Below are 22,441 nucleotides of genomic sequence, written 5' to 3'. Positions count from 1 at the left end.
AGTGGAACTGGCTGAGCCGAAGCGGTCGTTCGGCGGAAGGTGCGCCGGAAAGGCGGGCCTCGCAGTCGAAGCGCTTCGATGTTGCTGCGAGGTTAAGTGAACACCCAGGGGCACACAAGAGTCGTATCGAAGATTCCTCGGATGTATGCACGATTGCGATGCAGGCACCCTGCCCATGGATCATGCACGAGGCGTTCGATCCGTATCCTCGGATCACTTGACACCCACCCCCACCCCGAATGAGCATCGAAGCGCTTCGAAAGCGCCTCGTCGCTCCATCCCGAGGGGAACCCACGTGACCGCACAAACGCCGCCTACGCCGTCTTTCCGCGATACGGCTCTGCCGTTCGCGAAGCGCATCGACGACCTTCTGTCGCGGCTCACCCTCGACGAGAAGATCGGATTTCTGCACCAGTTCGCGCCGGCCGTCGAGCGCCTGGACGTCGCCGCCTTCCGCACCGGCCAGGAGGCCCTGCACGGTGTCGCCTGGATGGGCCCGGCGACCGTGTTCCCCCAGGCCGTCGGCCTCGGCGCCACCTGGAACCAGGAACTGGTGCGCCGGGTGGGCGAGGCGGTGTCCCGCGAGACCCGCGCGATGCGCACCCGCGACGAGCGCATCGGCCTCAACGTCTGGGCGCCGACCGTCAACCTGCTGCGCCACCCCCTGTGGGGCCGCAACGAGGAGGGCTACTCGGAGGACCCGAGGCTCACCTCGGCGATCGCCACCGCCTACACCCACGGCCTGCGCGGTGACCACCCGGTGTACTGGCGCACGGCCCCCGTCCTCAAGCACTGGCTGGCGCACAACAACGAGACGGAGCGCGACACCACGTCCAGCTCCGTCCGCCCGCGCGTGCTGCACGAGTACGACCTGCGCGCCTTCCGCGACGCCGTCGAGGCGGGCGCGGTGGCCGGCGTGATGCCGGCGTACAACCTGGTCAACGGCCGCCCGAACCACGTCTCCCCGTACCTGCGCGAGCAGCTGCGCGCCTGGACCGAGGAGGACCTGCTGGTCTGCTCGGACGCCGGCGCGCCGTCCAACCTGGTCGACTCCGAGCACTACTTCGACACCCACGAGGAGGCCACCGCGGCGGCCCTGCGGGCCGGGGTCGACAGCTTCACCGACCACGGCACCGACGGCTCGAAGATCATCGGACGTGTCCGGGGCGCGCTGGAGCGCGGCCTGCTGACGGAGGCCGACATCGACACGGCCGTACGCCGCCAGCTCTCGGTGCGGTTCCGGCTCGGCGAGTTCGACCCGGGCGCGGACCCGTACGCCGGGGAGCAGCCCTTCGACACCCCGGAGCACCGGGCGCTCGCCCGGGAGGCCGCCGAGCAGGCGATCGTCCTGCTGAAGAACGACGGCCCGCTGCCGCTCGCCCCGGACACCCGGATCGCGGTCGTCGGGCTGCTCGCCGACGAGTGCAAGCTCGACTGGTACAGCGGCAGCCTCATCCACCGCTCCACCCCGCTGGAGGGCCTCCACGAGCGCTTCGGTGCCGAGCGCGTGGAGTTCGCCGAGGGCGTGGACCGGGTGCTGCTGAAGACCTCCGCCGGTACGTTCCTGCACGTCCCGCCGGCCCCCGAGGCGCCCGAGACGGCGCGCGGCGCCGAGGGCGCCCTCGACCCGGCGCTGCTCGCCGGCCGCACCGACCTGCCGCCGCTCGTCGCCCAGGCGGACGGCACCGAGCTCGCCCTGGCCGACTGGGGCGAGGGCGTGCTCACCCTGCGGGCACCCGACGGCCGCTACCTCTCGGTCGCCGAGGACGGGTACGTGCGCGCCTCCGCCGACCAGCCGGGCGGCTGGGTCGTGCAGGAGACGTTCCGGCTGGAACCGCACGGGGACGGTCACCTCCTCAGGCATGTGGGGACAGGACGCCATGTGCAGGTCGCCGCCGACGGCGTGAAGGTTGCCGAGGAGGATCCCGAGGTCTTCGAGCTGGTCGTCGTCGAGCACGGGCAGGACGCGGTCACGCGCGCCGCGGCCGGCGCCGACGTGGTCGTGGTGGTCGCCGGCAACGACCCGCACATCAACGGGCGCGAGACCGAGGACCGTACGACGCTGCGGCTGCCCGCCCAGCAGGAGCGGCTGCTGCGCGCGGCCCGCGCCGCCAACCCGAACACGGTGCTGGTGCTGACCTCCGCCTACCCGTACGCGGTGGACGCGGCGGACCTCCCGGCGCTGCTGTGGACCGCGCACGGCGGTCAGGCCGCGGGCACCGCGCTGGCCCGGGTGCTCGCCGGTGACGTCTCCCCCGCCGGCCGGCTGCCGCAGACCTGGTACGCCGACGACGCCGACCTGCCGGACCTCCTCGACTACGACGTGATCGGCGGCCGGCAGACCTACCTGTACTTCGAGGGCAAGCCGCTGTTCCCCTTCGGGCACGGCCTGTCGTACGCGGGCTTCTCCTACGGGGAGCCGACGGCGGACGTCGACGGGTCGGCGGTGCGGGTCTCCTTCACCGTCACCAACACCGGTGAGGTCACCGCCGACGAGGTGCCCCAGCTCTACACGCGGGCCGTGGACCCCTCGGTGCCGCGTCCGCGCCGTGAGCTGCTGGCGCACCGGAGGGTGACGCTGGCGCCCGGGGAGACGGCCGAGCTGTCCTTCGTGCTGCCGCTGTCCGCCTTCGCGTTCTGGGACGTGGCGGTGGGCCGGTGGCGGGTGGAGCCGGGGGCGTACGAGCTGCTGGCCGGTGCGTCCAGCGAGGACGTGCGGGCACGGGCCACGGTCACCCTGGACGGCGAGCCGGCCGTCCCGCGTCCCGTCCTCGAACGCGGCCTGGACGCCGCCGACTTCGACGAGCAGAGCGGCGTCGAGATCGTCGACCGCGCGAAGGCGGCGGGCGACTCGGTCACCGCCGTGGCCGGGAAGGACGGCGAACTCCTCTTCCGGCGCTGCGACTTCGGCGGCGGGGTGACGGAGGTGACCGTGGAGGTGTCCGGCGAGGGCACGGCCGAGGTCTCGCTCGACGGCGGGCCGGTGCTCGCCGAGCTGTCGCCGGAAGCGGCCACGTCCGGCCCGTACGACTACACCACGCTCCGCGCGTCCTTCGCCGTCGTCGACGGCGTGCACGACGTGCGGCTCCGGCTGCGAGGTCCGCTGCGGGTCGCGCGGGTCGGCTTCTCCGGTTGAGGGTCCGGACGCGGCCGACACCAAGAAGGGGCCCGGCACCGAAGGCATCGGTGCCGGGCCCCGGTGCTTCGCTTCCGGGGGGGGCCGCTCCGGGAGTGCCGCCCGGGGAGCGCGGTCCCGAGCCGGGAATCCCCCCTTCGGGGAGGGGGGAAGTCAATATGATGCCGGGGTCAGTTTTAACGGAGGGGAGACCTTTTTCATGTCCGGCAGCAACCCCGCACCCGGTGGGTTCGGGCCGCCGTCACAGCCCCCGCAGCAGCCGGGCCCCGGTTACGGCTATCCGCAGTCCGGCCCGTCCTACGGCTACCCCTCGGGTCCCGCTCCGCAGGGCATGCCACCCGCGCCCTATCCGCAGGCGCCCGGCTACATGATGCCCGTGCAGCCGAGCAACGGCATGGGGACCACCGGGCTGGTGCTGGGCATCATCGGCCTGGTCTGCAGCCTCACCTTCTTCCTGTGGTTCTTCGGCGTGATCCTGGGCATCCTGGCGATCATCTTCGGCGCCGTCGGCCGGGGGAAGGCGAACCGCGGCGAGGCCACCAACAAGGGCTCGGCGACCGCCGGGCTCATCTGCGGCATCGTGGCCACGGTGATCCTGCCGCTGCTCGGCATCCTGCTGTTCGCCAGTGTCATGGGAGGCATCGGCGCCGCGTCCTGAACGCCCGCCCTGACGGAGGGCCGGTCCACATCGGACCGGCCCTCCGCCGTCCGCGAAGGCCCCCGCTCAGCCGGTACGCAACCGTCGCCGGGCCTCCATCAGCGCGAACCCCAGCAGGTTCGGGCCCCGTCAGCGCCCCGGCCCCCTCGTCGCCGGCCGCAAAGCCGATCCACCGCGCGAAGACCCCCGCTCAGCCCGTACGCAACCGTCGCCGGGCCTCCATCAGCGCGAACCCCAGCAGGTTCGGGCCCCGCCAGCGCCCCGGGTCGCTCGCTCCCTCGTCGCCGGCCGCGAGGCCGATGCCCCACACCCGGTCCACCGGGCTCGCCTCGACCAGGACCCGCTCGCCCGTGCCCAGCAGGAACGTCCGCAGGTCGTCGTGGGCCGCGAACTTGTGCACGCTGCCCTCGACGACGATGCCGAACCGCTCCCGGCGCCATGTCTCCTCGTCGAAGCCCCGCACCAGCCGTCCGGCCTCCTTCGCCTCCGAGGGATGCCCCGCGGCCAGCACCCGCCGCTCCCCCTCGGGGTCACCGAACAGCCGGGCCTTGGCCGCCATCATCCAGTGCTCGGCGGTCGCGTACTCCACTCCGTCCGCCGTGAACGGCGACGGCCACCACTGGCTGAGGCAGCTCGTCCCGATCCGGCCGTCCGGCAACGGCCGGTGCCCCCAGAAGTGCAGGTACTTGATCCTCGCCCCGGCGCGGGCCGCCTCGATCAGTTTCTCCCGTGAGTCCATCGCCGCCTCCGTGCAGTGTGATTCGCCCCCGCCGCCCCTTCCCTCCCCCACTCTCGGCTTCGCTCGAGCGGGGGACCCCCCTCGTCCCCCGGGGGGCGCTGCCCCCGGACCCCCGCTCCTCAAACGCCGGAGGGGCTGAACTTCAGCCGAGGAGCGGCGGGGGCGGCTTCCGGTCTGTCCGGCAGGAGTCTCGCAGCGACCACCGACACTCCGTCCTGCCTTTTCCGTGGCCACTCGACACCTGGTCGACAGATTCCGTCGCGTAACCAAAAGGCAACAACGGAATCACTTGTTGGAGCCCACTCGTTCTGTCAGGATCGGCACTCAAATCGAGCTGGAGCCACGCCGCCCCCCTCGGGGACACGGAGGAGAGCGACATGCACAACCCGGGCAGCACCACCCCGGAACGGTTTCCCGCCCAGGACCGGTTCGCGGACGGCGCGCAGTTCATCGCGGGCCGCCCGGCGAAGGGCACCTCGGGCCGTACCCACACGGTCGTCGACCCGGCCACCGGCGCGGAGGTGTACACGTACGAACTCGCCGGCCCCGACGACGTCGACGCGGCCGTCGCCGCCGCGCGGGAGGCGTTTCCGGCCTGGGCCGGTGCCACTCCCGGTGAGCGCTCCGACGCCCTGCACCGGTTCGCCGCCGTCGTCGCCGACCGCGCGGAGGACTTCGCCCGCGCGGAGTCGCTGCAGTGCGGCAAGCCCCTGAAGCTGAGCCGCGAGTTCGACGTACCGGGCACGATCGACAACATCGCCTTCTTCGCCGGCGCCGCCCGTCATCTCCAGGGCCAGTCGGCCGGCGAGTACTCCGGCGACCACACCTCCTACGTCCGCCGCGAGCCCATCGGCGTCGTGGGCTCCGTCGCCCCCTGGAACTACCCGCTCCAGATGGCCGCCTGGAAGATCCTCCCGGCGATCGCCGCGGGCAACACCGTCGTCCTCAAGCCCGCCGAGCTCACCCCGCTGACCTCGCTCCTCTTCGCCCGGGCCGCCACCGACGCCGGCATCCCGGACGGTGTGGTCAACATCGTCACCGGCACCGGCAAGGAGGCGGGCGAGCACCTGGTCGGCCACCCCGACGTGGCCATGACCTCCTTCACCGGCTCCACCGCCGTCGGCAAGCGGGTCGCCGAGATCGCCACCGCCACCGTCAAGCGCCTCCACCTGGAGCTGGGCGGCAAGGCCCCCTTCGTCGTCTTCGACGACGCCGACCTCGACGCCGCCGTCAACGGCGCGGTCGCGGGCGCGCTGATCAACACCGGCCAGGACTGCACGGCCGCCACGCGCGCGTACGTGCAGCGCCCGCTCTACGAGGCGTTCGTCGAGCGCACCGCCGCCCTGATGGAGACCGTCCGGCTCGGCGACCCCTTCGCCCCCGGCACCGACCTCGGCCCGATGGTCTCGCACGTCCAGCGCGACCGGGTGGCCGGTTTCGTCGACCGGGCGCGTGCCTACGCGCGCGTGGTGACCGGCGGCGAGGCACCCCTGGGCGAGCTGAGGGACGGTGCGTACTATCGCCCCACCCTCATCGCCGGCGCACCGCAGGACAGCGAGGTCGTGCAGTCCGAGATCTTCGGTCCGGTGCTGGTCGTCCTGCCCTTCGACACCGACGACGAGGGCATCGCACTGGCCAACGACACCCCGTACGGACTCGCCGCCTCCGCCTGGAGCCGGGACGTGTACCGCACGGGCCGCGCCACCCGCGAGATCAAGGCCGGGTGCGTGTGGATCAACGACCACATCCCGATCATCAGCGAGATGCCGCACGGCGGACACAGGGCGTCCGGCTTCGGCAAGGACATGTCCGCCTACTCGTTCGAGGAGTACACGCAGCTCAAGCACGTCATGTTCGACAACACCGCGGTGGTCCGCAAGGACTGGCACCGCACCGTCTTCGGGGACCGATAGCAGCCAGGCCGCCCGACCCGCGGCCACACTCTCCCGAAAGGGCACCACGCGTATGGAGCAGTACGAGCCCGACCGCCTCTCACCGGCCCAGGTGGCCGCCATGCGGCGCAGCCTCCGCACCGGCAGGACGGCCCTGTCCCGCCGTTCCCTGCTGCGCGCCTCCGCGGGCGGCGCGCTCACGGCCGGCGGACTCGGCGCGCTGAGCGGCTGCGGCATCCCCGCGGCCGGCAACACCCAGGGCGGTGTCCCGGCGGAGGACCACTCGAAGGAGGAGAAGTCCGTCAACTTCTCCAACTGGACCGAGTACATGGACGTCGACGACAGCGGGCGCGCGCACCCCACGCTGGACGCGTTCACGGAACGTACCGGCATCAAGGTCAAGTACACCGAGGACATCAACGACAACACCGAGTTCTTCGGCAAGATCAAGCCGCAGCTCGCCGCGGGCCAGGACACCGGCCGCGACATCGTCGTCCTCACCGACTGGCTGGCCGCCCGACTGATCCGCCTCGGCTGGGTGCAGAAGCTGGACCCGGCCAACCTCCCGAACGCCTTCGCCAACCTGTCGCCCCAGTTCCGCAGCCCCGACTGGGACCCGGGCCGCGCCTACTCCTACCCCTGGCAGGGCATCGCGACCGTCATCGCCTACAACAAGAAGGCGCTCGACGGCGTCGAGGTGAGGACCCTCTCCGACCTGCTGGACAACCCGAAGCTCAAGGGCCGGGTCGGGCTCCTCACCGAGATGCGCGACACCATGGGCCTGACCCTGCTCGACATGGGCAAGGAGCCGGAGAAGTTCACCGCGGACGACTACGACGCGGCGCTCGCCCGGCTCCAGAAGGCCGTCGACAAGGGCCAGATCCGCCGCTTCACCGGCAACGACTACACCGCGGACATCAGCAAGGGCGATTTCGCCGCCTGTGTGGCCTGGGCCGGGGACGTCGTCCAGCTCAAGGCGGACAACCCGGACATCGACTTCCTGATCCCCGACAGCGGCTACATGATGTCCAGCGACAACCTGCTGGTCCCCAACAAGGCCCGCCACAAGGCCAACGCCGAGCGGCTGATCGACTACTACTTCGAGCCGAGGGCGGCCGCGGAACTCGCCGCCTACATCAACTTCGTCTGCCCGGTCGAGGGAGTGAAGGACGAGCTCGCGAGGATCGACGAGGACGCGGCGAACAACCCGCTGATCCTCCCCGACCAGGCCATGCAGGCCAAGTCCCGTGCCTTCCGCTCCCTGAGCTCCAAGGAAGAAACGGAATTCGAAGAGAAGTTCGCGAAGCTCACTGGGGCGTGACGAGATGAAGACGACCAAAGACACCACCACGGCCGGCAACGCGGGCGGGGACGTCCGCCTCACCGGCATCGGCAAGACGTACGGCTCCTTCACCGCCGTACACCCCCTGGACCTGACCGTGCCGCAGGGCTCCTTCTTCGCCCTGCTCGGCGCGTCCGGCTGCGGCAAGACCACCACCCTGCGGATGATCGCCGGCCTGGAGGAGCCCACGAGCGGCACCGTCCACCTCGGCGACCAGGACGTCACCGCGCTGCCGCCCTACAAGCGGCCGGTGAACACGGTCTTCCAGTCCTACGCCCTCTTCCCGCACCTCGACATCTTCGAGAACGTCGCCTTCGGTCTGCGCCGGCGCGGCATCAAGAGCGTGAAGAAGCAGGTCGAGGAGATGCTGGAGCTGGTCCAGCTCGGCGAGCAGGCCCGCAAGAAGCCGCACCAGCTCTCCGGCGGCCAGCAGCAGCGCGTCGCGGTGGCCCGCGCCCTGATCAACCACCCCAAGGTGCTGCTCCTCGACGAGCCGCTCGGCGCCCTCGACCTGAAGCTGCGCCGCCAGATGCAGCTGGAGCTCAAGCGCATCCAGACCGAGGTCGGCATCACCTTCGTGCACGTCACGCACGACCAGGAGGAGGCCATGACCATGGCCGACACGGTCGCCGTGATGAACGCCGGCCGGGTCGAGCAGCTCGGCTCGCCCACCGACCTGTACGAGAACCCGCGCACCACGTTCGTCGCCAACTTCCTCGGCACCTCCAACTTCATCGAGGCCGAGATCGACACCGGGTCCGGCGACGAGATCGTCCTCAAGGCGGGCGGCGGCAAGCTGGTCCTGCCCGGGGCCCGCAACAGCGCGCCCACGACGGCCGGCGGAAAGGTGCTGGTCGGGGTGCGCCCGGAGAAGATCTCCCTCACCCACGCCGACGACGCCGGCGAGATACCCGCGGGCCGCAACCGGATCACCGGCCGGATCGCCGACTCCAGTTTCATCGGCGTCTCCACGCAGTTCGTCGTCGACAGCCCGGTCTGCTCCGACTTCGAGGTCTACGTCCAGAACATCGACCGCGACGCCCGGCTGGTGCCCGGCGCCGAGGTGGTCCTGCACTGGAACCCGGCGCACACCTTCGGCCTGGACGCGGCGCAGGACATCGACGCGGGCGTCGAGACCGGCGAGGAGGAGGTCGCCTGATGGCCACGGTCACCGAGGCGCCACCCCTGGCGCCCGCCCCGGAGACGAAACCACCGCGCACACCACGCAAAAGAGGCCGCTGGACGCCGTATCTGCTCCTGCTGCCCGGTCTGCTCTGGCTGTTCGTGTTCTTCGCGCTGCCGGTGATCTACCAGGCCTCCACGTCCGTGCAGACGGGCTCCCTGGAGGAGGGGTACAAGGTCACCTGGCACTTCGCCACCTACTGGGACGCGCTGTCCGACTACTGGCCGCAGTTCGTCCGCTCGGTGCTCTACGCGGCCTCCGCGACCGTGCTGTGCCTGCTGCTCGGCTACCCGCTGGCGTATCTGATCGCCTTCCGCGCGGGCCGCTGGCGGAACCTGATCATGATCCTGGTGATCGCGCCGTTCTTCACCAGCTTCCTGATCCGCACGCTCGCCTGGAAGACGATCCTCGCCGACGGCGGCCCGGTGGTCGACGCCCTGAACACCCTGCACGTCCTGGACGTCACGGCCTGGCTCGGCTGGACCGCCGGCGACCGGGTGCTCGCCACCCCGCTCGCGGTGGTCTGCGGTCTGACGTACAACTTCCTGCCGTTCATGATCCTGCCGCTCTACACCTCCCTGGAGCGCATCGATCCCCGGCTGCACGAGGCGGCGAACGACCTGTACGCCAGGCCGTCGACCACCTTCCGCAGGGTCACCTTCCCGCTGTCGATGCCGGGCGTGGTCTCCGGCACGCTGCTGACCTTCATCCCGGCGTCCGGCGACTACATCAACTCGGATCTGCTCGGCTCGACCGACACCCGCATGGTCGGCAACGTCATCCAGTCGCAGTTCCTGCGGATTCTCGACTATCCGACGGCCGCGGCACTCTCGTTCATCCTGATGGCCGCGATCCTCGTCGTCGTCACGCTCTACATCCGCAAGTCCGGCACGGAGGATCTGGTTTAAATGACCTTCGTCAATTGGTTCAAGCGCCGCCTCGTCGTCATCGCGGGACTGCTGACTCTCGCGTATCTCCTCCTGCCGAACGTCATCGTCACCGCGTTCTCCTTCAACAATCCGAAGGGGCGTTTCAATTACACGTGGCAGGAGTTCTCCACGGAGGCGTGGAAGGACCCCTGCGGCGTCTCCGGACTGTGCGCCTCGCTGTCGCTCAGCCTCCAGCTCGCCCTGTGGGCGACGCTCGGCGCCACCCTGCTCGGCACGATGATCGCCTTCGCGCTGGTCCGCTACCGCTTCCGCGCCCGCCCCGCCGTGAACTCGCTGATCTTCCTGCCGATGGCGATGCCCGAGGTGGTCATGGCGGCCTCGCTGCTCACCCTGTTCCTCAACATGGGTGCCCGGCTGGGCTTCTGGACGATCCTGATCGCCCACATCATGTTCTGCCTCAGCTTCGTCGTGGTCGCCGTGAAGGCGCGCGTGATGTCGATGGACCCGAGGCTGGAGCAGGCCGCGCAGGACCTGTACGCCGGCCCGTTCCAGACCTTCCTCCGGATCACACTGCCGATCGCCGCCCCCGGCATCGCGGCGGGCGCGCTGCTCGCCTTCGCGCTCTCCTTCGACGACTTCATCATCACCAATTTCAACGCCGGCTCGACCGTCACCTTCCCGATGTTCGTGTGGGGCTCCGCGCAGCGCGGGACTCCCGTGCAGATCAATGTGATCGGTACGGCCATGTTCGTCATCGCCGTTCTGCTGGTGCTGGTCTCCATGGTCATCGGCAGTCGCCGCAACCGGCAGAAGGCGTAAAAAGCACTGTAGGGAGTTGAAATCATGGCCCCTGGCGCCATGAGCCGTTGGACGAAATCCCTTTCCGAAGCCCGGCCGGTTTCCTACTGGCTGGACGACCCCGGCAGGCCCGACCCCGAACCCGCCCTCACCGGCGCCGAGACCTGCGACCTGCTGGTCGTCGGCGGCGGCTACAGCGGACTGTGGACCGCGCTGATCGCCAAGGAGCGCGACCCCGCACGGGACGTCGTGCTGGTGGAGGGCCGCGAGGTGGGCTGGGCCGCCTCCGGCCGCAACGGCGGCTTCTGCGCCGCCTCCCTCACCCACGGCCTGCCCAACGGGCTGACCCGCTGGCCGGACGAGATCCACACCCTTCAGCGGCTGGGCGCCCGCAACCTCGACGCCATCGAGGAGACGGTCGCCCGCCACTCCATCGACTGCGACTTCGAACGCTCCGGCGAGATCGACGTCGCCACCGAGCCCTACCAGGCGTGGGAGCTCAAGGACTGGTACGAGGAGGTGCGCGCCAAGGGCCTCGCCGACGGCATCGAGTACCTGGACGCCGACGCCGTACGGGAACAGGTGAACTCCCCGACCTTCCAGGCCGGCCTGTACGACCGCCGGGGCGTGGCCATGCTCCACCCGGCCAGACTCGCCTGGGGACTGAAGCGGGCCTGTCTCGACCTCGGCGTCCGCGTGTACGAGCACACCCCCGCCCTCACCCTGAAGCCGTACGGCACCGGCATGGCCGTACGCACCCCGTACGGACGGATCCGCGCCCGCGCGGTGGCGCTCGGCACCAACGTCTTCCCCAGCCTGGTCAGACGGGTCCGCTCCTACACCGTCCCGGTCTACGACTACGCCCTGATGACCGAGCCGCTCACCGCCGACCGGCTGGCGTCCATCGGCTGGAAGAACCGGCAGGGCCTCGGGGACAGCGCCAACCAGTTCCACTACTTCCGGCTCTCCGCCGACAACCGGATCCTGTGGGGCGGCTACGACGCGGTCTATCCGTACGGCGGCCGGGTGCGCGCCGAGTACGACGACCGGCCGGAGACGTACGCCAAGCTCGCCGGGCACTTCTTCACCTGTTTCCCGCAGCTGGAGGGCGTCCGCTTCACCCACGCCTGGGGCGGCGCGATCGACACCTGCTCCCGCTTCTCGGCGTTCTTCGGCACGGCGTACGCGGGGAAGGCGGCGTACGCGGCGGGCTACACCGGTCTCGGGGTGGGCGCCACCCGCTTCGGGGCCGAGGTGATGCTGGACCTGCTGGCGGGGGAACGGACGGAGCGCACGGAGCTGGAGATGGTGCGCAGGAAGCCGCTGCCGTTCCCGCCGGAGCCGTTCGCCTGGACCGGCATCGCCCTCACCAAGTGGTCGCTGGCCAGGGCGGACGCGCAGGCCGGGCGGCGCAATCTGTGGCTGCGGACGATGGACCGACTGGGCCTGGGCTTCGACAGCTGAGCCGACGGACCGGGGCCACCGGACCGGGGCCACCGGACCGGGGCCACCGGACCGGGACCGCCGGACCGGAACCGCCGGACCAGTCAGCCGGTACTGCCCCCGGCCCGGGGGCCGGGGGTCCCGGCGGGTCCGCGGCGGCCGCCCCGGCCGGCCAGCAGCCACAGGCCGATCAGCAGCACCGCGCCCAGGCACCAGCTGGCCGCAACGTCCAGCGGCCAGTGGTAGCCCCGGCGCACCAGCCCGAACGAGGCGCCGGCGACCAGGACGGCGCAGGCCGCGACGAGCAGGCGACGGACCGCCGCCGACCGCAGCAGCGGCAGGAGCAGCAGTGTCGCCGCGCCGTACGCCACCACGGCGGTGGCCGTGTGCCCGGAGGGGTAGTAGCCGACCGCCGGGGGCACGGCCGGGGTGCCGGGGCGGTCGGTCCACTCCTTCAGGGGCGCGACCAGCGCCGGCACCAGCACCATCGCCAGGGCCCCGGCGGCGGGCGGCAGCCACCAGCGGTCCATACCCGTGGCACGTCCGTGCCGGGCGACGTACGCCAGTGCGATCGCCAGGACGGGGAGGGCGACCTGGACGTTGCCGAGGTCGGCGAGCAGTTCGGAGGCCCGGTCCGGATGGACCAGCTCCCGGCTCAGCCGCTCGTCGAGGCCCACCAGCGGGCCGTCGGCGACGACCTGCCAGGTGATCAGCGCGAAGAGGAGAACGGGCGGTCCCAGCAGCAGCATGGTGCACAGCTTCGCAGGTGAGGGCCGGGCGTACGACGAAGGGCCGGCGCAAAGGGGGGGTATGCGCCGGCCCTTCTGGGAACGGCTCGCCGTATGAGGTGCCCGGATGGCCGTCCTGAACGGAACGTCGCGCGCCCCGGGGGGTTTGGGGCGGGCGACCGTCCGATCATGAGGAGACCCGGAGCCCTCGGGCCCCGGTTGTGTGCGCGAGGGCACGACCAGGTCGAAGCTGGGGAGGCCCCGGCCTGAAACCACCCACAGTCTCCTGTGGGCGGGGTGTATCTCTCATCCGCGGAGAAACCTACGGCAGGGGGTGGCCCCGCGACAGGGCCGACGGGCTCCTGTCATCCACCTCGCACACGTTCTTCACACGCTCTGCCGCTCGTCGGCCCCGGCGGCCCGGGGCAGGCGGCTCACCTGCCCCGATGCCGGCTCAGATGCGCGCGAACGCCTGCTCGATGATGTCGAGGCCCTCGTTGAGGAGGTCCTCGCCGATGACCAGCGGGGGCAGGAAGCGCAGCACGTTGCCGTAGGTGCCACAGGTCAGGACCAGCAGGCCCTCCTGGTGGCAGGCCTTGGCCAGCGCGGCCGTCGCCTCGGGGTTCGGCTCCTTGGTGCCGCGGTCCTTGACCAGCTCGATGGCGATCATCGCGCCCCGGCCGCGGACGTCGCCGATGACGTCGAACTTCTCGGCCATGGCGGTGAGGCGGGTCTTCATGACGGCCTCGATGTTCTTCGCCCTGGCGTTGAGGTCGAGCTCCTTCATCGTCTCGATCGCGCCGAGCGCGCCCGCGCAGGCGACCGGGTTGCCGCCGTAGGTGCCGCCCAGGCCGCCGGCGTGGGCGGCGTCCATGATCTCGGCGCGGCCGGTGACGGCGGCGAGCGGCAGACCGCCCGCGATGCCCTTGGCGGTGGTGATCAGGTCGGGGACGATGCCCTCGTCCTCGCAGGCGAACCACTGGCCGGTGCGGCAGAAGCCGGACTGGATCTCGTCGGCGACGAAGACGATGCCGTTGTCCTCGGCGAACTGGCTGATCGCGGGCAGGAAGCCCTTGGCCGGCTCGATGAAGCCGCCCTCGCCGAGCACCGGCTCGATGATGATCGCGGCCACGTTCTCGGCGCCGACCTGCTTGGAGATCTGGTCGATGGCCTGCGCGGCGGCCTCCGGGCCCGCGTTCTCCGCACCCGTCGGCCAGCGGTAGCCGTAGGCGACCGGGACGCGGTACACCTCGGGCGCGAACGGGCCGAAGCCGTGCTTGTACGGCATGTTCTTCGCGGTCAGTGCCATGGTGAGGTTGGTGCGGCCGTGGTAGCCGTGGTCGAAGACGACGACCGCCTGGCGCCTGGTGTACGCACGCGCGATCTTGACGGCGTTCTCGACGGCCTCGGCGCCGCTGTTGAACAGCGCGGACTTCTTGGCGTGGTCGCCCGGCGTCAGCTCGGCGAGCGCCTCGGCGACGGCCACGTAGCCCTCGTACGGCGTGACCATGAAGCAGGTGTGGGTGAAGTCGGCGAGCTGGGCGGAGGCGCGGCGGACGACGGCCTCGGCGGAGGCGCCGACGGAGGTCACGGCGATGCCGGAACCGAAGTCGATCAGCCGGTTGCCGTCGACGTCCTCGATGATGCCGCCGCCCGCGCGGGTGGTGAACACGGGCAGCACGGAGCCCACGCCCTGCGCGACCGCGGCGGTGCGGCGGGCCTGCAGCTCCTGCGACTTCGGGCCGGGGATGGCGGTGACGACGCGGCGCTCCTGCGGAAGTGCGGTCATGCGGGGCTCCTGGGGGGTGTTTCGGACGCTTGCGTTCTTTTCTCGCAGGCTAGGACGGGGAGAGGGGGGTGGGCATGCTCCATGTGGGCGTTGTCCGGGGGGCGGGGTTGTCCGTGGTGGACATAGCCGGGGGGAGCTGCGGGCAGTCGTGCCGCTGGGGCGGCACGGGTGGGCGGTGGGGGTACCTCCCGCTCGAGCGGAGTCGAGAGTGGGGGAGGCACCCCGCGAACGCGGGCGAGTGAAACCCCACCCCCGCCCAACGGCACGACTGCCCACAGCCACGGGCCACGTATGCGGTGGACTCCGCCTGTCAGGGCGTTAGATTGACCGCTGATGGCGGATGGAGCGGCAGCTCAGGGGGCAAGGGCGATGAACAGCGACGGTACCCAGGACGCACGGGGCACGCATGCCGACCCCGTCCCGCGCCCGGCGGGCCCACCGGACGTACCGACGGCGCCCCCACGCCCCACGAGGGCCCCGGGCATGCCCCCGCCGCCCGACGGCTCCGCGTTCCTCACCTGGCTCCGCACCCCCCGCCCCGAGGCCCTCCCCGGCGTATGGCGGTTCGGCCACCGGCCGCGCCCGGAGGAGGAGCCGGAGCGCGTCCCGGGACGCCAGCTGCTCAGCGGAGCCCTGATCGCGTTCCTCGTCGGCTGGCTCATCTGGTCGCTGCTGTGGAACGGCTACCTCGGCGGCTGGTGGCTGCTGCCGCTCTACGCGATGATCCCCGACTCCTGGGCGGAGCCCCACAGCTTCGGCGCCGTCGTGGTCGTCTACGCCTACTACGTGCTGATCGCCGGGATCATCATGGTCGGCGTGGGCCGCCTCGGCCGCTGGAGCGAGATCTGGCGCCGCTACGGCCCGCCCGCCTGGCGCCGTGGCCCCGCGCGGGAACAGCGCCCGCCCGCCCCCGAGGCCGACCCCGCCACCTGGCCCGCCCTCCGCGCCGCCGGCGCCACGGACGCCGCCGAGCGGCTGGCCGCCGACGCCCGCGCCGGGCTGATGCGGGACGTCGACCAGGCCCGTATCGCCCGCGCCTGGCAGGGCGTACGCAACGGCCGGCACAGCCTCGCCACCTTCACCGGGGCCGTACTCCAGGAAGGTGCGGCCGCCTGCGCCCACCCCTCCGGCGCGCGCGACCTGCCCGCCCGGCAGGCCCGCCACGACCTGCTCACCGGGCAGGTGCGGCTCGGCACCACCGCCGACGACCCCCGCAACCCCTACGCCTACCGCGGCACCGGTCTGGCCCTCGGCCCGGAGCTCCTCGGCACCTCGCTCCTCGCCGTCGGACCGGCCGGTTCCGGCAAGACCGGCGGTGTCGTCCGGCCGCTCGCCGAGTCGCTGTGCCTGCACGCGCTCGCCGGGAAGGCCGCCGTGGTCGTGGTCGGCGCGGCGGGCGCGGGACTCGGCGAGAGCGACGCGTACGACGTCGTCGTACGGATCGGCAATCCCGAGTCGGTCTACGACCTCGACCTGTACGGCGGCACCACGGACCCCGACGAGGCCGCGGCCGTACTCGCCGAGGCACTGGTGGGAGACCTGGCGGATCCGCACCCGGGCAGCGACAGCCGCCGCTCCACCACCGTCCTCGCCCAGCTCCTGGGCCCGTTCCGCGCGGTGCACGGCCGCTTCCCGTCCGTCCCCGAGCTGCGGCAGCTCCTCGACGGCGCCCCCGGCCCGCTGGCCGAGCTGCGCAGCGGGCTCCTGGCCGCCGGCCAGGAGTCGCTGCTGCGCGAACTCGACGCGCGCGAGCGGCAGATGGCCCACCCGGGCGATGTCGGCGGCACCCTCGCCGACCGGGTGGCGCTGCTGGACCGGCCCGCCTTCGCGGGGTTCTTCGACACCTCCGGGCAGTCCCGGCCGTTCTCGCTCAAGGCGCTGGACCACCCGGTGCGGGTGCGCGTCGACCTGCCCCGGCGCGGGCACGCGGACGCCTCGCGGATGCTGGCGCGGCTGGTCCTCGCCCAGTTCACGGCGAGCGTGACGGTGCGCGAGGACCGCTCCCTGTTCGCCTGTCTGGTGCTGGACGACGCGACCGGCGTGGTCACCCCCGAGGCCGTGCGGGGCATCCAGCGGCTGCGGTCCGCCAACGCGGGCGCGGTGCTGACGCTGCGCACCCTGGACGACGTGCCGAGGCCGCTGCGCGGGCCGCTGCTCGGGGCCACCGGGTGCAGGATGGCGCTGTCCGGTGTCACCCCGTGGGACGGCCAGGACTTCGCCGAGGTGTGGGGCAAGGAGTGGACCGAGGCCCGGGACGTCACCGACCGGCAGATCATCGCGGAGAGCCCGGCGGGCAAGGCGGTGCACGCCCTGCGGCGGGCGATCACGGGCAAGGCACCGACCGCGCGGGCGGTCACCGTGCGGCAGGTCGAGCGGGAGCGGTGGTCGGCGTCGGAGCTGGCACATGGCGTACCGGCGGGCCACGCGGTGCTGTCGCTGACCGACGTCAAGGGGGAGCACGCGCCGCCGCTGCTGGTGGACCTCCGGGAGTGAGCCGGCCGATCGGGGCGGCCGGGGACCGTACAGTGAGGCAGAATCGACACAGGCCGTTCATACGCGACGGCCAAAAGATCACCGGCTTCTCACACACCCGACGCAGACCCGAAGGCTCAAGGCACCCATGCCCCCGACGCTCGCCTCGCTCGTCCACCACTCCGCGCTCAAGCTGACCGTGCGCGCGGGCGAGGACCGCCTCGACGTGCCGGTCCGCTGGGCGCACGCCAGTGAACTCGCCGACCCCGTGCCCTACATGGAGGGCGGGGAACTCCTGCTGATCACCGCGCTGAAACTCGACGCGGAGGACCGGGAGGCGATGCGCCGCTATGTGAGGCGGCTGGCCGGGGCGGGAGTCGTGGGCCTCGGTTTCGCCGTCGGCGTGCACTACGAGGACATCCCCGACGCCCTCGTCGACGCCGCGCGGGAGGAGGGCCTGCCGCTCCTGGAGGTGCCGCGCCGCACCCCCTTCCTCGCGATCAGCAAGGCCGTGTCCGCCGCCATCGCCGCCGACCAGTACCGCGCGGTGACCGCGGGCTTCGCGGCCCAGCGGGAACTGACCAGGCAGGCCCTGACGGAAGGCCCGGAGGGGCTGCTGGCCGCGCTCGCCGCGCAGGTCGACGGGTGGGCCGCGCTGTACGACGCCTCGGGCGCCGTCGTGGCCACGGCACCGGAGTGGGCGGGGCGGCGGGCCGCGCGGCTCACCCCGGACGTGACCCGGCTCCGGGACCGGCCCGCGCCCGCCTCCTCGGTGGTGGCCGGCCCGGAGGACGAGGACCGGGTCGAACTGCACTCCCTCGGCACCGGCCGGCGCCCCCGCGCGGCGCTCGCCGTCGGCACGGCCGCCGCCCTCGGCACCGCCGAGCGGTACGCCGTCCACTCCGCCATCGCCCTGCTCACCCTGACCACGGAACGCTCCCGCTCCCTGCAGGCCGCCGAGCAGCGCATCGGCGCCGCCGTCCTGCGGATGCTGCTCGCCGGGGAGCCGGACCACGCCCGCGCGGTGGCCGGGGACCTGTACGGCGGCCTGCTCGACGCGCCCTTCCGAATCATCATGGCCGCCGGGGGCGAGGCGAACGGGGACGCCCTCGGAGCCCTCGCCGAGGTCGCGGAGTCCGCCGCCGCCCGCTCCGGGGAGGTGGTCCTGGCGGTGCCGGAGGGAAACCGGCTGGTGATAGTGGCCTGCGACGGCGGCGCCGCCGTGGCCGCCTGCTGCGACCACGCCGCCGCGCGGGAGGCGGCCCGCAAGGCCGACGACGACGAACTGGTCGTCGGACTGTCCGCACCGGCCGGCCCGATCGCCGCGTCCACCGCCTACAAGCAGGCCGAGCAGGCGCTCTCGGTGGCACGGCGGCGGGGGCGGGTGCTGGTGGAACACGAGCGCATGGCCGCGGGCTCGGTGCTGCCGCTGCTCGCCGACGACGCGGTCAGGGCGTTCGCCGACGGGCTGCTGCGCGCCCTGCGCGAACACGACGCGACGGGCCGCGGCGACCTCGTCGCCTCCCTCCGCGCCTGGCTCTCCCGCCACGGCCAGTGGGACGCGGCGGCAGCCGACCTGGGCGTCCACCGCCACACCCTCCGCTACCGCATGCGCCGGGTCGAGGAGATCCTCGGCCGCTCCCTGGACGACCCGGACACCCGCATGGAGCTGTGGCTCTCCCTGAAGGCGACGACGACGGAGTAACACCTCCCAGCCCGCCCAACACCGTCAGCCCACCCACCCCAGCCCACCCCCACTCCACCCCGCCAAACCGTAGAACCCCCACACCCCCACCACTACGACTCGGCCAAACTCCACCCCCCACCCCCCGCCCTACCGTGGACGCAGCAACCCACCCGCACACCCCCACCACGGAAGGGCCGGAACCCGCACATGACTTCCACCACCGCCTTCTGGCTCGCCGGCCGCCAGGCCACCGGCGAGACCACCTTCGACGTCACCTCCCCCTGGGACGGCCACACCGTCGGAACCGTGAGCGTCCCCACCGACGCCCAGGTCGAAGACGCCGTCTCCGCCGCCCACGCCGTCCGCGAGGACTTCGCCGCCACCCCCGCCCACACCCGCGCCGCCGCCCTCGACCACGTCAGCCGCCGCCTCGTCGAGCGCACCGAGGAGATCGCCCGCCTGATCTCCGCCGAGAACGGCAAGCCGGTCAAGTGGGCCCGCGGAGAGGTCGGCCGCGCCGTCTCCGTCTTCCGCTTCGCCGCCGAGGAGGCCCGCCGCTTCAACGGCGGCGAGGCCCAGCGCCTGGACACCGACGCCGGCGGCCAGGGCCGGCTCGCCCTCACCCGCCGCTTCCCCAAGGGCGTCGTCCTCGGCATCGCGCCGTTCAACTTCCCGCTGAACCTGTGCGCCCACAAGATCGCTCCCGCGATCGCCGCGGGCGCGCCGATCATCCTCAAGCCGGCCCCCGCCACGCCCCTCTCCGGCCTGGTCCTCGGTGAGCTGCTCGCCGAGACCGAGCTGCCCGCCGGTTCCTGGAGCATCCTCCCGGTCCCCAACGACCGTATGCCCGCCCTGGTCCAGGACGAGCGCCTCCCGGTCATCTCGTTCACCGGCTCCGAGACGGTCGGTTACGCGATCATGGATTCGGTGCCGCGCAAGCACTGCACCCTGGAGCTGGGCGGCAACGGCGCGGCCGTCGTCCTCGCCGACTTCGCGAGCGACGAGGACCTGGACCGGGCCGCGCAGCGCATCGCGACCTTCTCCAACTACCAGGGCGGCCAGTCCTGCATCTCCGTGCAGCGCGTGATCGCCGACGCGTCGGTGTACGACCGGCTGCTGCCGCGCATCGTCGCCGCCGTCGAGGCGCAGGTCACCGGCGACCCGAACGACGACGCCACGGACGTCGGCCCGCTGGTCAGCGAGGCCGCCGCGCAGCGCGTGGAGTCCTGGGTCGACGAGGCCACCGCCGCGGGCGCCACGCTGCACACCGGCGGCAAGCGCGACGGCGCCTCCTACGCGCCGACCGTGCTCACCGACGTACCGGCCGACGCGACGATCTCCTGCGAGGAGGTCTTCGGACCGGTGCTGACCGTACAGAAGGTGGACGGCGAGGAGGCGGCCTTCGCGGCCGTCAACGACTCCAAGTACGGCCTCCAGGCGGGCGTGTTCACGCACGACCTGCAGACCGCCTTCCGGGCCCACCGGGCCCTGGAGGTCGGCGGTGTGGTCATCGGTGACGTGCCGTCCTACCGCGCCGACCAGATGCCGTACGGCGGCGCCAAGCAGTCCGGTGTGGGCCGTGAGGGCGTGAGGTTCGCGATGGACGACTACACCTACGAGCGGGTGATGGTCCTGACGGGCCTCGCGCTCTGACCCACCCGCGAAGGGCCGACGGCCCGAGCCCGCTGTGCGGGGGCTCGGGCCGTCGGCCCTTGAACGACCGGTGTGGTCAGCGGAAGGCGGGAGCGGTGACGGCCGGGCGGTGGGCGCCGTAGTAGTCCTCGTCCTCCCAGCTGTCCTCCTCGCTGTTGATGGCGGCCACGACGCCGATGGCTATCAGGACGATCACGGCGATGCCGAGGACGAGACCGATGATGCCCGTGATCAGGCCGGCCTGGGCCTGCCCGTGGTTGTCGGCCAGGCCCTGCTCGGCCTTCTGCCGGCCCTTGATGCCGAAGACGATGGCGAGGACGCCGAGGACGACGGAGACCACGCCGTACAGGCAGAACAGGCAGCAGGCCAGGATGCCGAGCACCATGGCCGCGACGCCCATGCCGTTCTGCCGCTGCACCGGCATGCCGGGCCAGCCGTAGCCCGGCGGGTAGCCGGGGTATCCGTAGCCGCCGGGTGCGCCGGGGCCGGTGGGCGCGACGGGCGGCGGGGGCAGCGCGGAGCCCTGGGTGTCGAAGGGCGCGGCGCCGCCCGGGGGCATGCCCCCCGCGGGCGGGACGAAGCCGGCACCCGGCATCCCGGCGATGGTGGGCTGGTTGTGCACGGACGGCGGCTGCGGCACGGACAGCCCGTCGGCGACGGTCGGCGTGACCGGTGCCTGCGGCGGCCGGCCGGTGCCGGACGTGCGGTCCTTGTCCAGTGAGGGCCTGTCCTCCGGGGCCGCCCAGGGGTCGTCGGCGCCCGTGTCCCCGCCCGGCTGCGTCGCGTCCGTCATCTGGAGTTCCCCCTCGGCCCTCGATCGTCCGGCCATGCTACGGCTCCGCCGCCCCGCACCGCCCCGCGCCCCCTTCACGACCGCCTACGATGACCCCGAGTCACCGATCAGCCGATCATCCGCGTCCCGCCGCTCGTGCGGTCGAAGGGGCGCCGTTCCGGGGAGGAACCTTGACCGACCGTCTCGTCGAGCCGCGCGTCCCACGCGATCTGCACGCCTTCATCGCCGGGCTGCCCAAGGCCGAACTGCATGTGCACCACGTCGGGTCCGCCTCCCCCCGCATCGTCTCGGAGCTGGCCGCCCGCCACCCCGACTCCAAGGTCCCCACCGACCCCGAGGCCCTGGCCGACTACTTCACCTTCACGGACTTCGCCCACTTCATCGAGGTGTACCTGTCCGTCGTCGACCTGATCCGCACCCCCGAGGACGTACGGCTGCTGACCTACGAGGTGGCCCGTGAACTGGCCCGGCAGCAGGTGCGGTACGCCGAGCTGACCATCACGCCGTTCTCCTCCACCCGGCGCGGCATCGACGAACGTGCCTTCATGGACGCGATCGAGGACGCCCGCAAGGCGGCCGAGACCGAGTTCGGGACCGTGCTGCGCTGGTGCTTCGACATCCCCGGCGAGGCGGGTCTTGAGTCCGCCGAGGAGACCCTGCGGCTCGCCACCGACGACCGGCTGCGCCCGGAGGGCCTGGTCTCCTTCGGTCTCGGCGGGCCCGAGATCGGCGTGCCCCGGCCGCAGTTCAAGCCGTACTTCGACCGCGCGATCGCCGCCGGGCTGCACTCCGTACCGCACGCCGGCGAGACCACGGGACCGGAGACGGTGTGGGACGCGCTCAACGAACTGGGCGCGGAGCGCATCGGGCACGGCACCAGTTCCGCCCGCGACCCCGAGCTGCTCCAGCACCTGGCCGAGCGGCGCATCCCGCTGGAGGTGTGCCCCACCTCCAACATCGCCACCCGCGCGGTGACCGACCTCGACAAGCACCCCATCAAGGAGTTCACCCGGGCCGGCGTCATCGTCACCGTCAACTCCGACGACCCGCCGATGTTCGGCACCGACCTCGACAACGAGTACGCGGTCGCCGCGCGGCTGCTGGAGCTCGACGAGCGGGGACTGGCCGGCCTGGCGAAGAACGCGGTCGAGGCGTCGTTCATGGACCCGGCCGGCAAGGCGCGGCTGGCCACCGAGATCGACACCTACACCGCGTCCTGGCTCGCCTCCTGACCACCC

16 protein-coding genes are annotated in these 22,441 nt (G+C 72.3%); 12 read left to right on the top strand and 4 right to left on the bottom strand.

Translation table 11 applies throughout. The features are described 5' to 3' along the window. The first annotated feature begins 295 nt into the window (after window positions 1-295). Together ACIA6T_RS13250 and ACIA6T_RS13245 are read left to right on the top strand one after the other, a co-directional pair. Complete coding sequence (locus ACIA6T_RS13250) at window positions 296-3,136, top strand: glycoside hydrolase family 3 C-terminal domain-containing protein (protein ID WP_399446614.1); 2,841 nt, start codon at window positions 296-298, stop codon at window positions 3,134-3,136. Window positions 3,137-3,335: 199 nt separating this feature from the next. Further along, on the top strand, window positions 3,336-3,794 hold the full coding sequence (locus tag ACIA6T_RS13245) for a DUF4190 domain-containing protein (protein WP_399446613.1): 459 nt from the start codon (window positions 3,336-3,338) through the stop codon (window positions 3,792-3,794). A 190-nt stretch (window positions 3,795-3,984) separates the two neighbouring features. Here ACIA6T_RS13245 and ACIA6T_RS13240 read toward each other — a convergent pair whose 3' ends face one another. Beyond that, window positions 3,985-4,533 (bottom strand): NADAR family protein, encoded by a 549-nt coding sequence (locus ACIA6T_RS13240; protein ID WP_399446612.1) that lies wholly within the window; start codon window positions 4,531-4,533, stop codon window positions 3,985-3,987. Between the two features lie 377 nt (window positions 4,534-4,910). Here ACIA6T_RS13240 and ACIA6T_RS13235 point away from each other — a divergent pair, with 377 nt between their 5' ends. The 6 genes from ACIA6T_RS13235 to ACIA6T_RS13210 are packed head-to-tail and all read left to right on the top strand — an operon-like array spanning window position 4,911 to window position 12,102. Next, window positions 4,911-6,446 (top strand): gamma-aminobutyraldehyde dehydrogenase, encoded by a 1,536-nt coding sequence (locus tag ACIA6T_RS13235; RefSeq protein WP_399446611.1) that lies wholly within the window; start codon window positions 4,911-4,913, stop codon window positions 6,444-6,446. A 52-nt stretch (window positions 6,447-6,498) separates the two neighbouring features. Further along, window positions 6,499-7,746: a spermidine/putrescine ABC transporter substrate-binding protein gene (locus tag ACIA6T_RS13230; protein ID WP_399446610.1), complete on the top strand. Its 1,248-nt coding sequence runs from the start codon at window positions 6,499-6,501 to the stop codon at window positions 7,744-7,746. A gap of 4 nt (window positions 7,747-7,750) precedes the next feature. Further along, complete coding sequence (locus tag ACIA6T_RS13225) at window positions 7,751-8,926, top strand: ABC transporter ATP-binding protein (protein ID WP_399446609.1); 1,176 nt, start codon at window positions 7,751-7,753, stop codon at window positions 8,924-8,926. Continuing rightward, window positions 8,926-9,858, top strand: a complete 933-nt coding sequence (locus ACIA6T_RS13220; RefSeq protein WP_399446608.1) for an ABC transporter permease — start codon at window positions 8,926-8,928, stop codon at window positions 9,856-9,858. Before ACIA6T_RS13225 ends, ACIA6T_RS13220 begins: the two co-directional genes overlap by 1 nt. Continuing rightward, the gene (locus tag ACIA6T_RS13215) at window positions 9,859-10,659 is read left to right on the top strand and encodes an ABC transporter permease (RefSeq protein WP_399446607.1); all 801 of its coding nucleotides are present in this window, start codon (window positions 9,859-9,861) and stop codon (window positions 10,657-10,659) included. It abuts the gene before it with no gap. A gap of 24 nt (window positions 10,660-10,683) precedes the next feature. Then, complete coding sequence (locus tag ACIA6T_RS13210) at window positions 10,684-12,102, top strand: NAD(P)/FAD-dependent oxidoreductase (RefSeq protein WP_399446606.1); 1,419 nt, start codon at window positions 10,684-10,686, stop codon at window positions 12,100-12,102. Between the two features lie 83 nt (window positions 12,103-12,185). On the opposite strand, the gene ACIA6T_RS13205 is transcribed toward ACIA6T_RS13210, so the two are convergent. Both ACIA6T_RS13205 and gabT read right to left on the bottom strand, forming a co-directional pair. Then, window positions 12,186-12,830, bottom strand: coding sequence for a phosphatase PAP2 family protein (locus tag ACIA6T_RS13205; protein WP_399446605.1), 645 nt, complete (start codon window positions 12,828-12,830; stop codon window positions 12,186-12,188). Window positions 12,831-13,263: 433 nt separating this feature from the next. Then, window positions 13,264-14,598 carry a 4-aminobutyrate--2-oxoglutarate transaminase gene (gabT, locus tag ACIA6T_RS13200; RefSeq protein WP_399446604.1) on the bottom strand — a complete coding sequence of 445 codons (1,335 nt, stop codon included), beginning with the start codon at window positions 14,596-14,598 and terminating at the stop codon, window positions 13,264-13,266. Window positions 14,599-14,967: 369 nt separating this feature from the next. Between gabT and ACIA6T_RS13195 the strand changes: the two genes are divergently transcribed. The 3 genes from ACIA6T_RS13195 to ACIA6T_RS13185 all read left to right on the top strand — a co-directional run bounded on the left by ACIA6T_RS13195 (window position 14,968) and on the right by ACIA6T_RS13185 (window position 20,410). Then, window positions 14,968-17,091, top strand: coding sequence for an ATP-binding protein (locus ACIA6T_RS13195; protein ID WP_399446603.1), 2,124 nt, complete (start codon window positions 14,968-14,970; stop codon window positions 17,089-17,091). Window positions 17,092-17,218: 127 nt separating this feature from the next. Then, complete coding sequence (locus ACIA6T_RS13190) at window positions 17,219-18,775, top strand: PucR family transcriptional regulator (protein WP_399446601.1); 1,557 nt, start codon at window positions 17,219-17,221, stop codon at window positions 18,773-18,775. Between the two features lie 189 nt (window positions 18,776-18,964). Further along, window positions 18,965-20,410: an aldehyde dehydrogenase family protein gene (locus ACIA6T_RS13185; RefSeq protein WP_399446600.1), complete on the top strand. Its 1,446-nt coding sequence runs from the start codon at window positions 18,965-18,967 to the stop codon at window positions 20,408-20,410. Window positions 20,411-20,486: 76 nt separating this feature from the next. Here ACIA6T_RS13185 and ACIA6T_RS13180 read toward each other — a convergent pair whose 3' ends face one another. After that, window positions 20,487-21,203, bottom strand: coding sequence for a DUF4190 domain-containing protein (locus tag ACIA6T_RS13180; RefSeq protein ID WP_399446661.1), 717 nt, complete (start codon window positions 21,201-21,203; stop codon window positions 20,487-20,489). A gap of 170 nt (window positions 21,204-21,373) precedes the next feature. Here ACIA6T_RS13180 and ACIA6T_RS13175 point away from each other — a divergent pair, with 170 nt between their 5' ends. Next, complete coding sequence (locus ACIA6T_RS13175) at window positions 21,374-22,435, top strand: adenosine deaminase (protein WP_399446599.1); 1,062 nt, start codon at window positions 21,374-21,376, stop codon at window positions 22,433-22,435. Window positions 22,436-22,441 lie beyond the last annotated feature (6 nt).

This window comes from Streptomyces sp. NPDC051740 (genome assembly GCF_044453165.1).
Lineage (GTDB): Bacteria > Actinomycetota > Actinomycetes > Streptomycetales > Streptomycetaceae > Streptomyces > Streptomyces atrovirens.
The sequence above is the reverse complement of the archived record's forward strand: the minus strand, read 5'-3'. Positions and strand labels throughout refer to the sequence as shown.

What these genes read in the sequence shown, in the direction of transcription:
- ACIA6T_RS13245 (WP_399446613.1), top strand. Translation starts at nt 3,336, where the DNA reads ATGTCCGGCAGCAACCCCGCACCCGGTGGGTTCGGGCCGCCGTCACAG.
- ACIA6T_RS13240 (WP_399446612.1), bottom strand. Translation starts at nt 4,533, where the DNA reads ATGGACTCACGGGAGAAACTGATCGAGGCGGCCCGCGCCGGGGCGAGG.
- ACIA6T_RS13235 (WP_399446611.1), top strand. Translation starts at nt 4,911, where the DNA reads ATGCACAACCCGGGCAGCACCACCCCGGAACGGTTTCCCGCCCAGGAC.
- ACIA6T_RS13230 (WP_399446610.1), top strand. Translation starts at nt 6,499, where the DNA reads ATGGAGCAGTACGAGCCCGACCGCCTCTCACCGGCCCAGGTGGCCGCC.
- ACIA6T_RS13225 (WP_399446609.1), top strand. Translation starts at nt 7,751, where the DNA reads ATGAAGACGACCAAAGACACCACCACGGCCGGCAACGCGGGCGGGGAC.
- ACIA6T_RS13220 (WP_399446608.1), top strand. Translation starts at nt 8,926, where the DNA reads ATGGCCACGGTCACCGAGGCGCCACCCCTGGCGCCCGCCCCGGAGACG.
- ACIA6T_RS13215 (WP_399446607.1), top strand. Translation starts at nt 9,859, where the DNA reads ATGACCTTCGTCAATTGGTTCAAGCGCCGCCTCGTCGTCATCGCGGGA.
- ACIA6T_RS13210 (WP_399446606.1), top strand. Translation starts at nt 10,684, where the DNA reads ATGGCCCCTGGCGCCATGAGCCGTTGGACGAAATCCCTTTCCGAAGCC.
- ACIA6T_RS13205 (WP_399446605.1), bottom strand. Translation starts at nt 12,830, where the DNA reads ATGCTGCTGCTGGGACCGCCCGTTCTCCTCTTCGCGCTGATCACCTGG.
- gabT (WP_399446604.1), bottom strand. Translation starts at nt 14,598, where the DNA reads ATGACCGCACTTCCGCAGGAGCGCCGCGTCGTCACCGCCATCCCCGGC.
- ACIA6T_RS13195 (WP_399446603.1), top strand. Translation starts at nt 14,968, where the DNA reads ATGAACAGCGACGGTACCCAGGACGCACGGGGCACGCATGCCGACCCC.
- ACIA6T_RS13190 (WP_399446601.1), top strand. Translation starts at nt 17,219, where the DNA reads ATGCCCCCGACGCTCGCCTCGCTCGTCCACCACTCCGCGCTCAAGCTG.
- ACIA6T_RS13185 (WP_399446600.1), top strand. Translation starts at nt 18,965, where the DNA reads ATGACTTCCACCACCGCCTTCTGGCTCGCCGGCCGCCAGGCCACCGGC.
- ACIA6T_RS13180 (WP_399446661.1), bottom strand. Translation starts at nt 21,203, where the DNA reads ATGACGGACGCGACGCAGCCGGGCGGGGACACGGGCGCCGACGACCCC.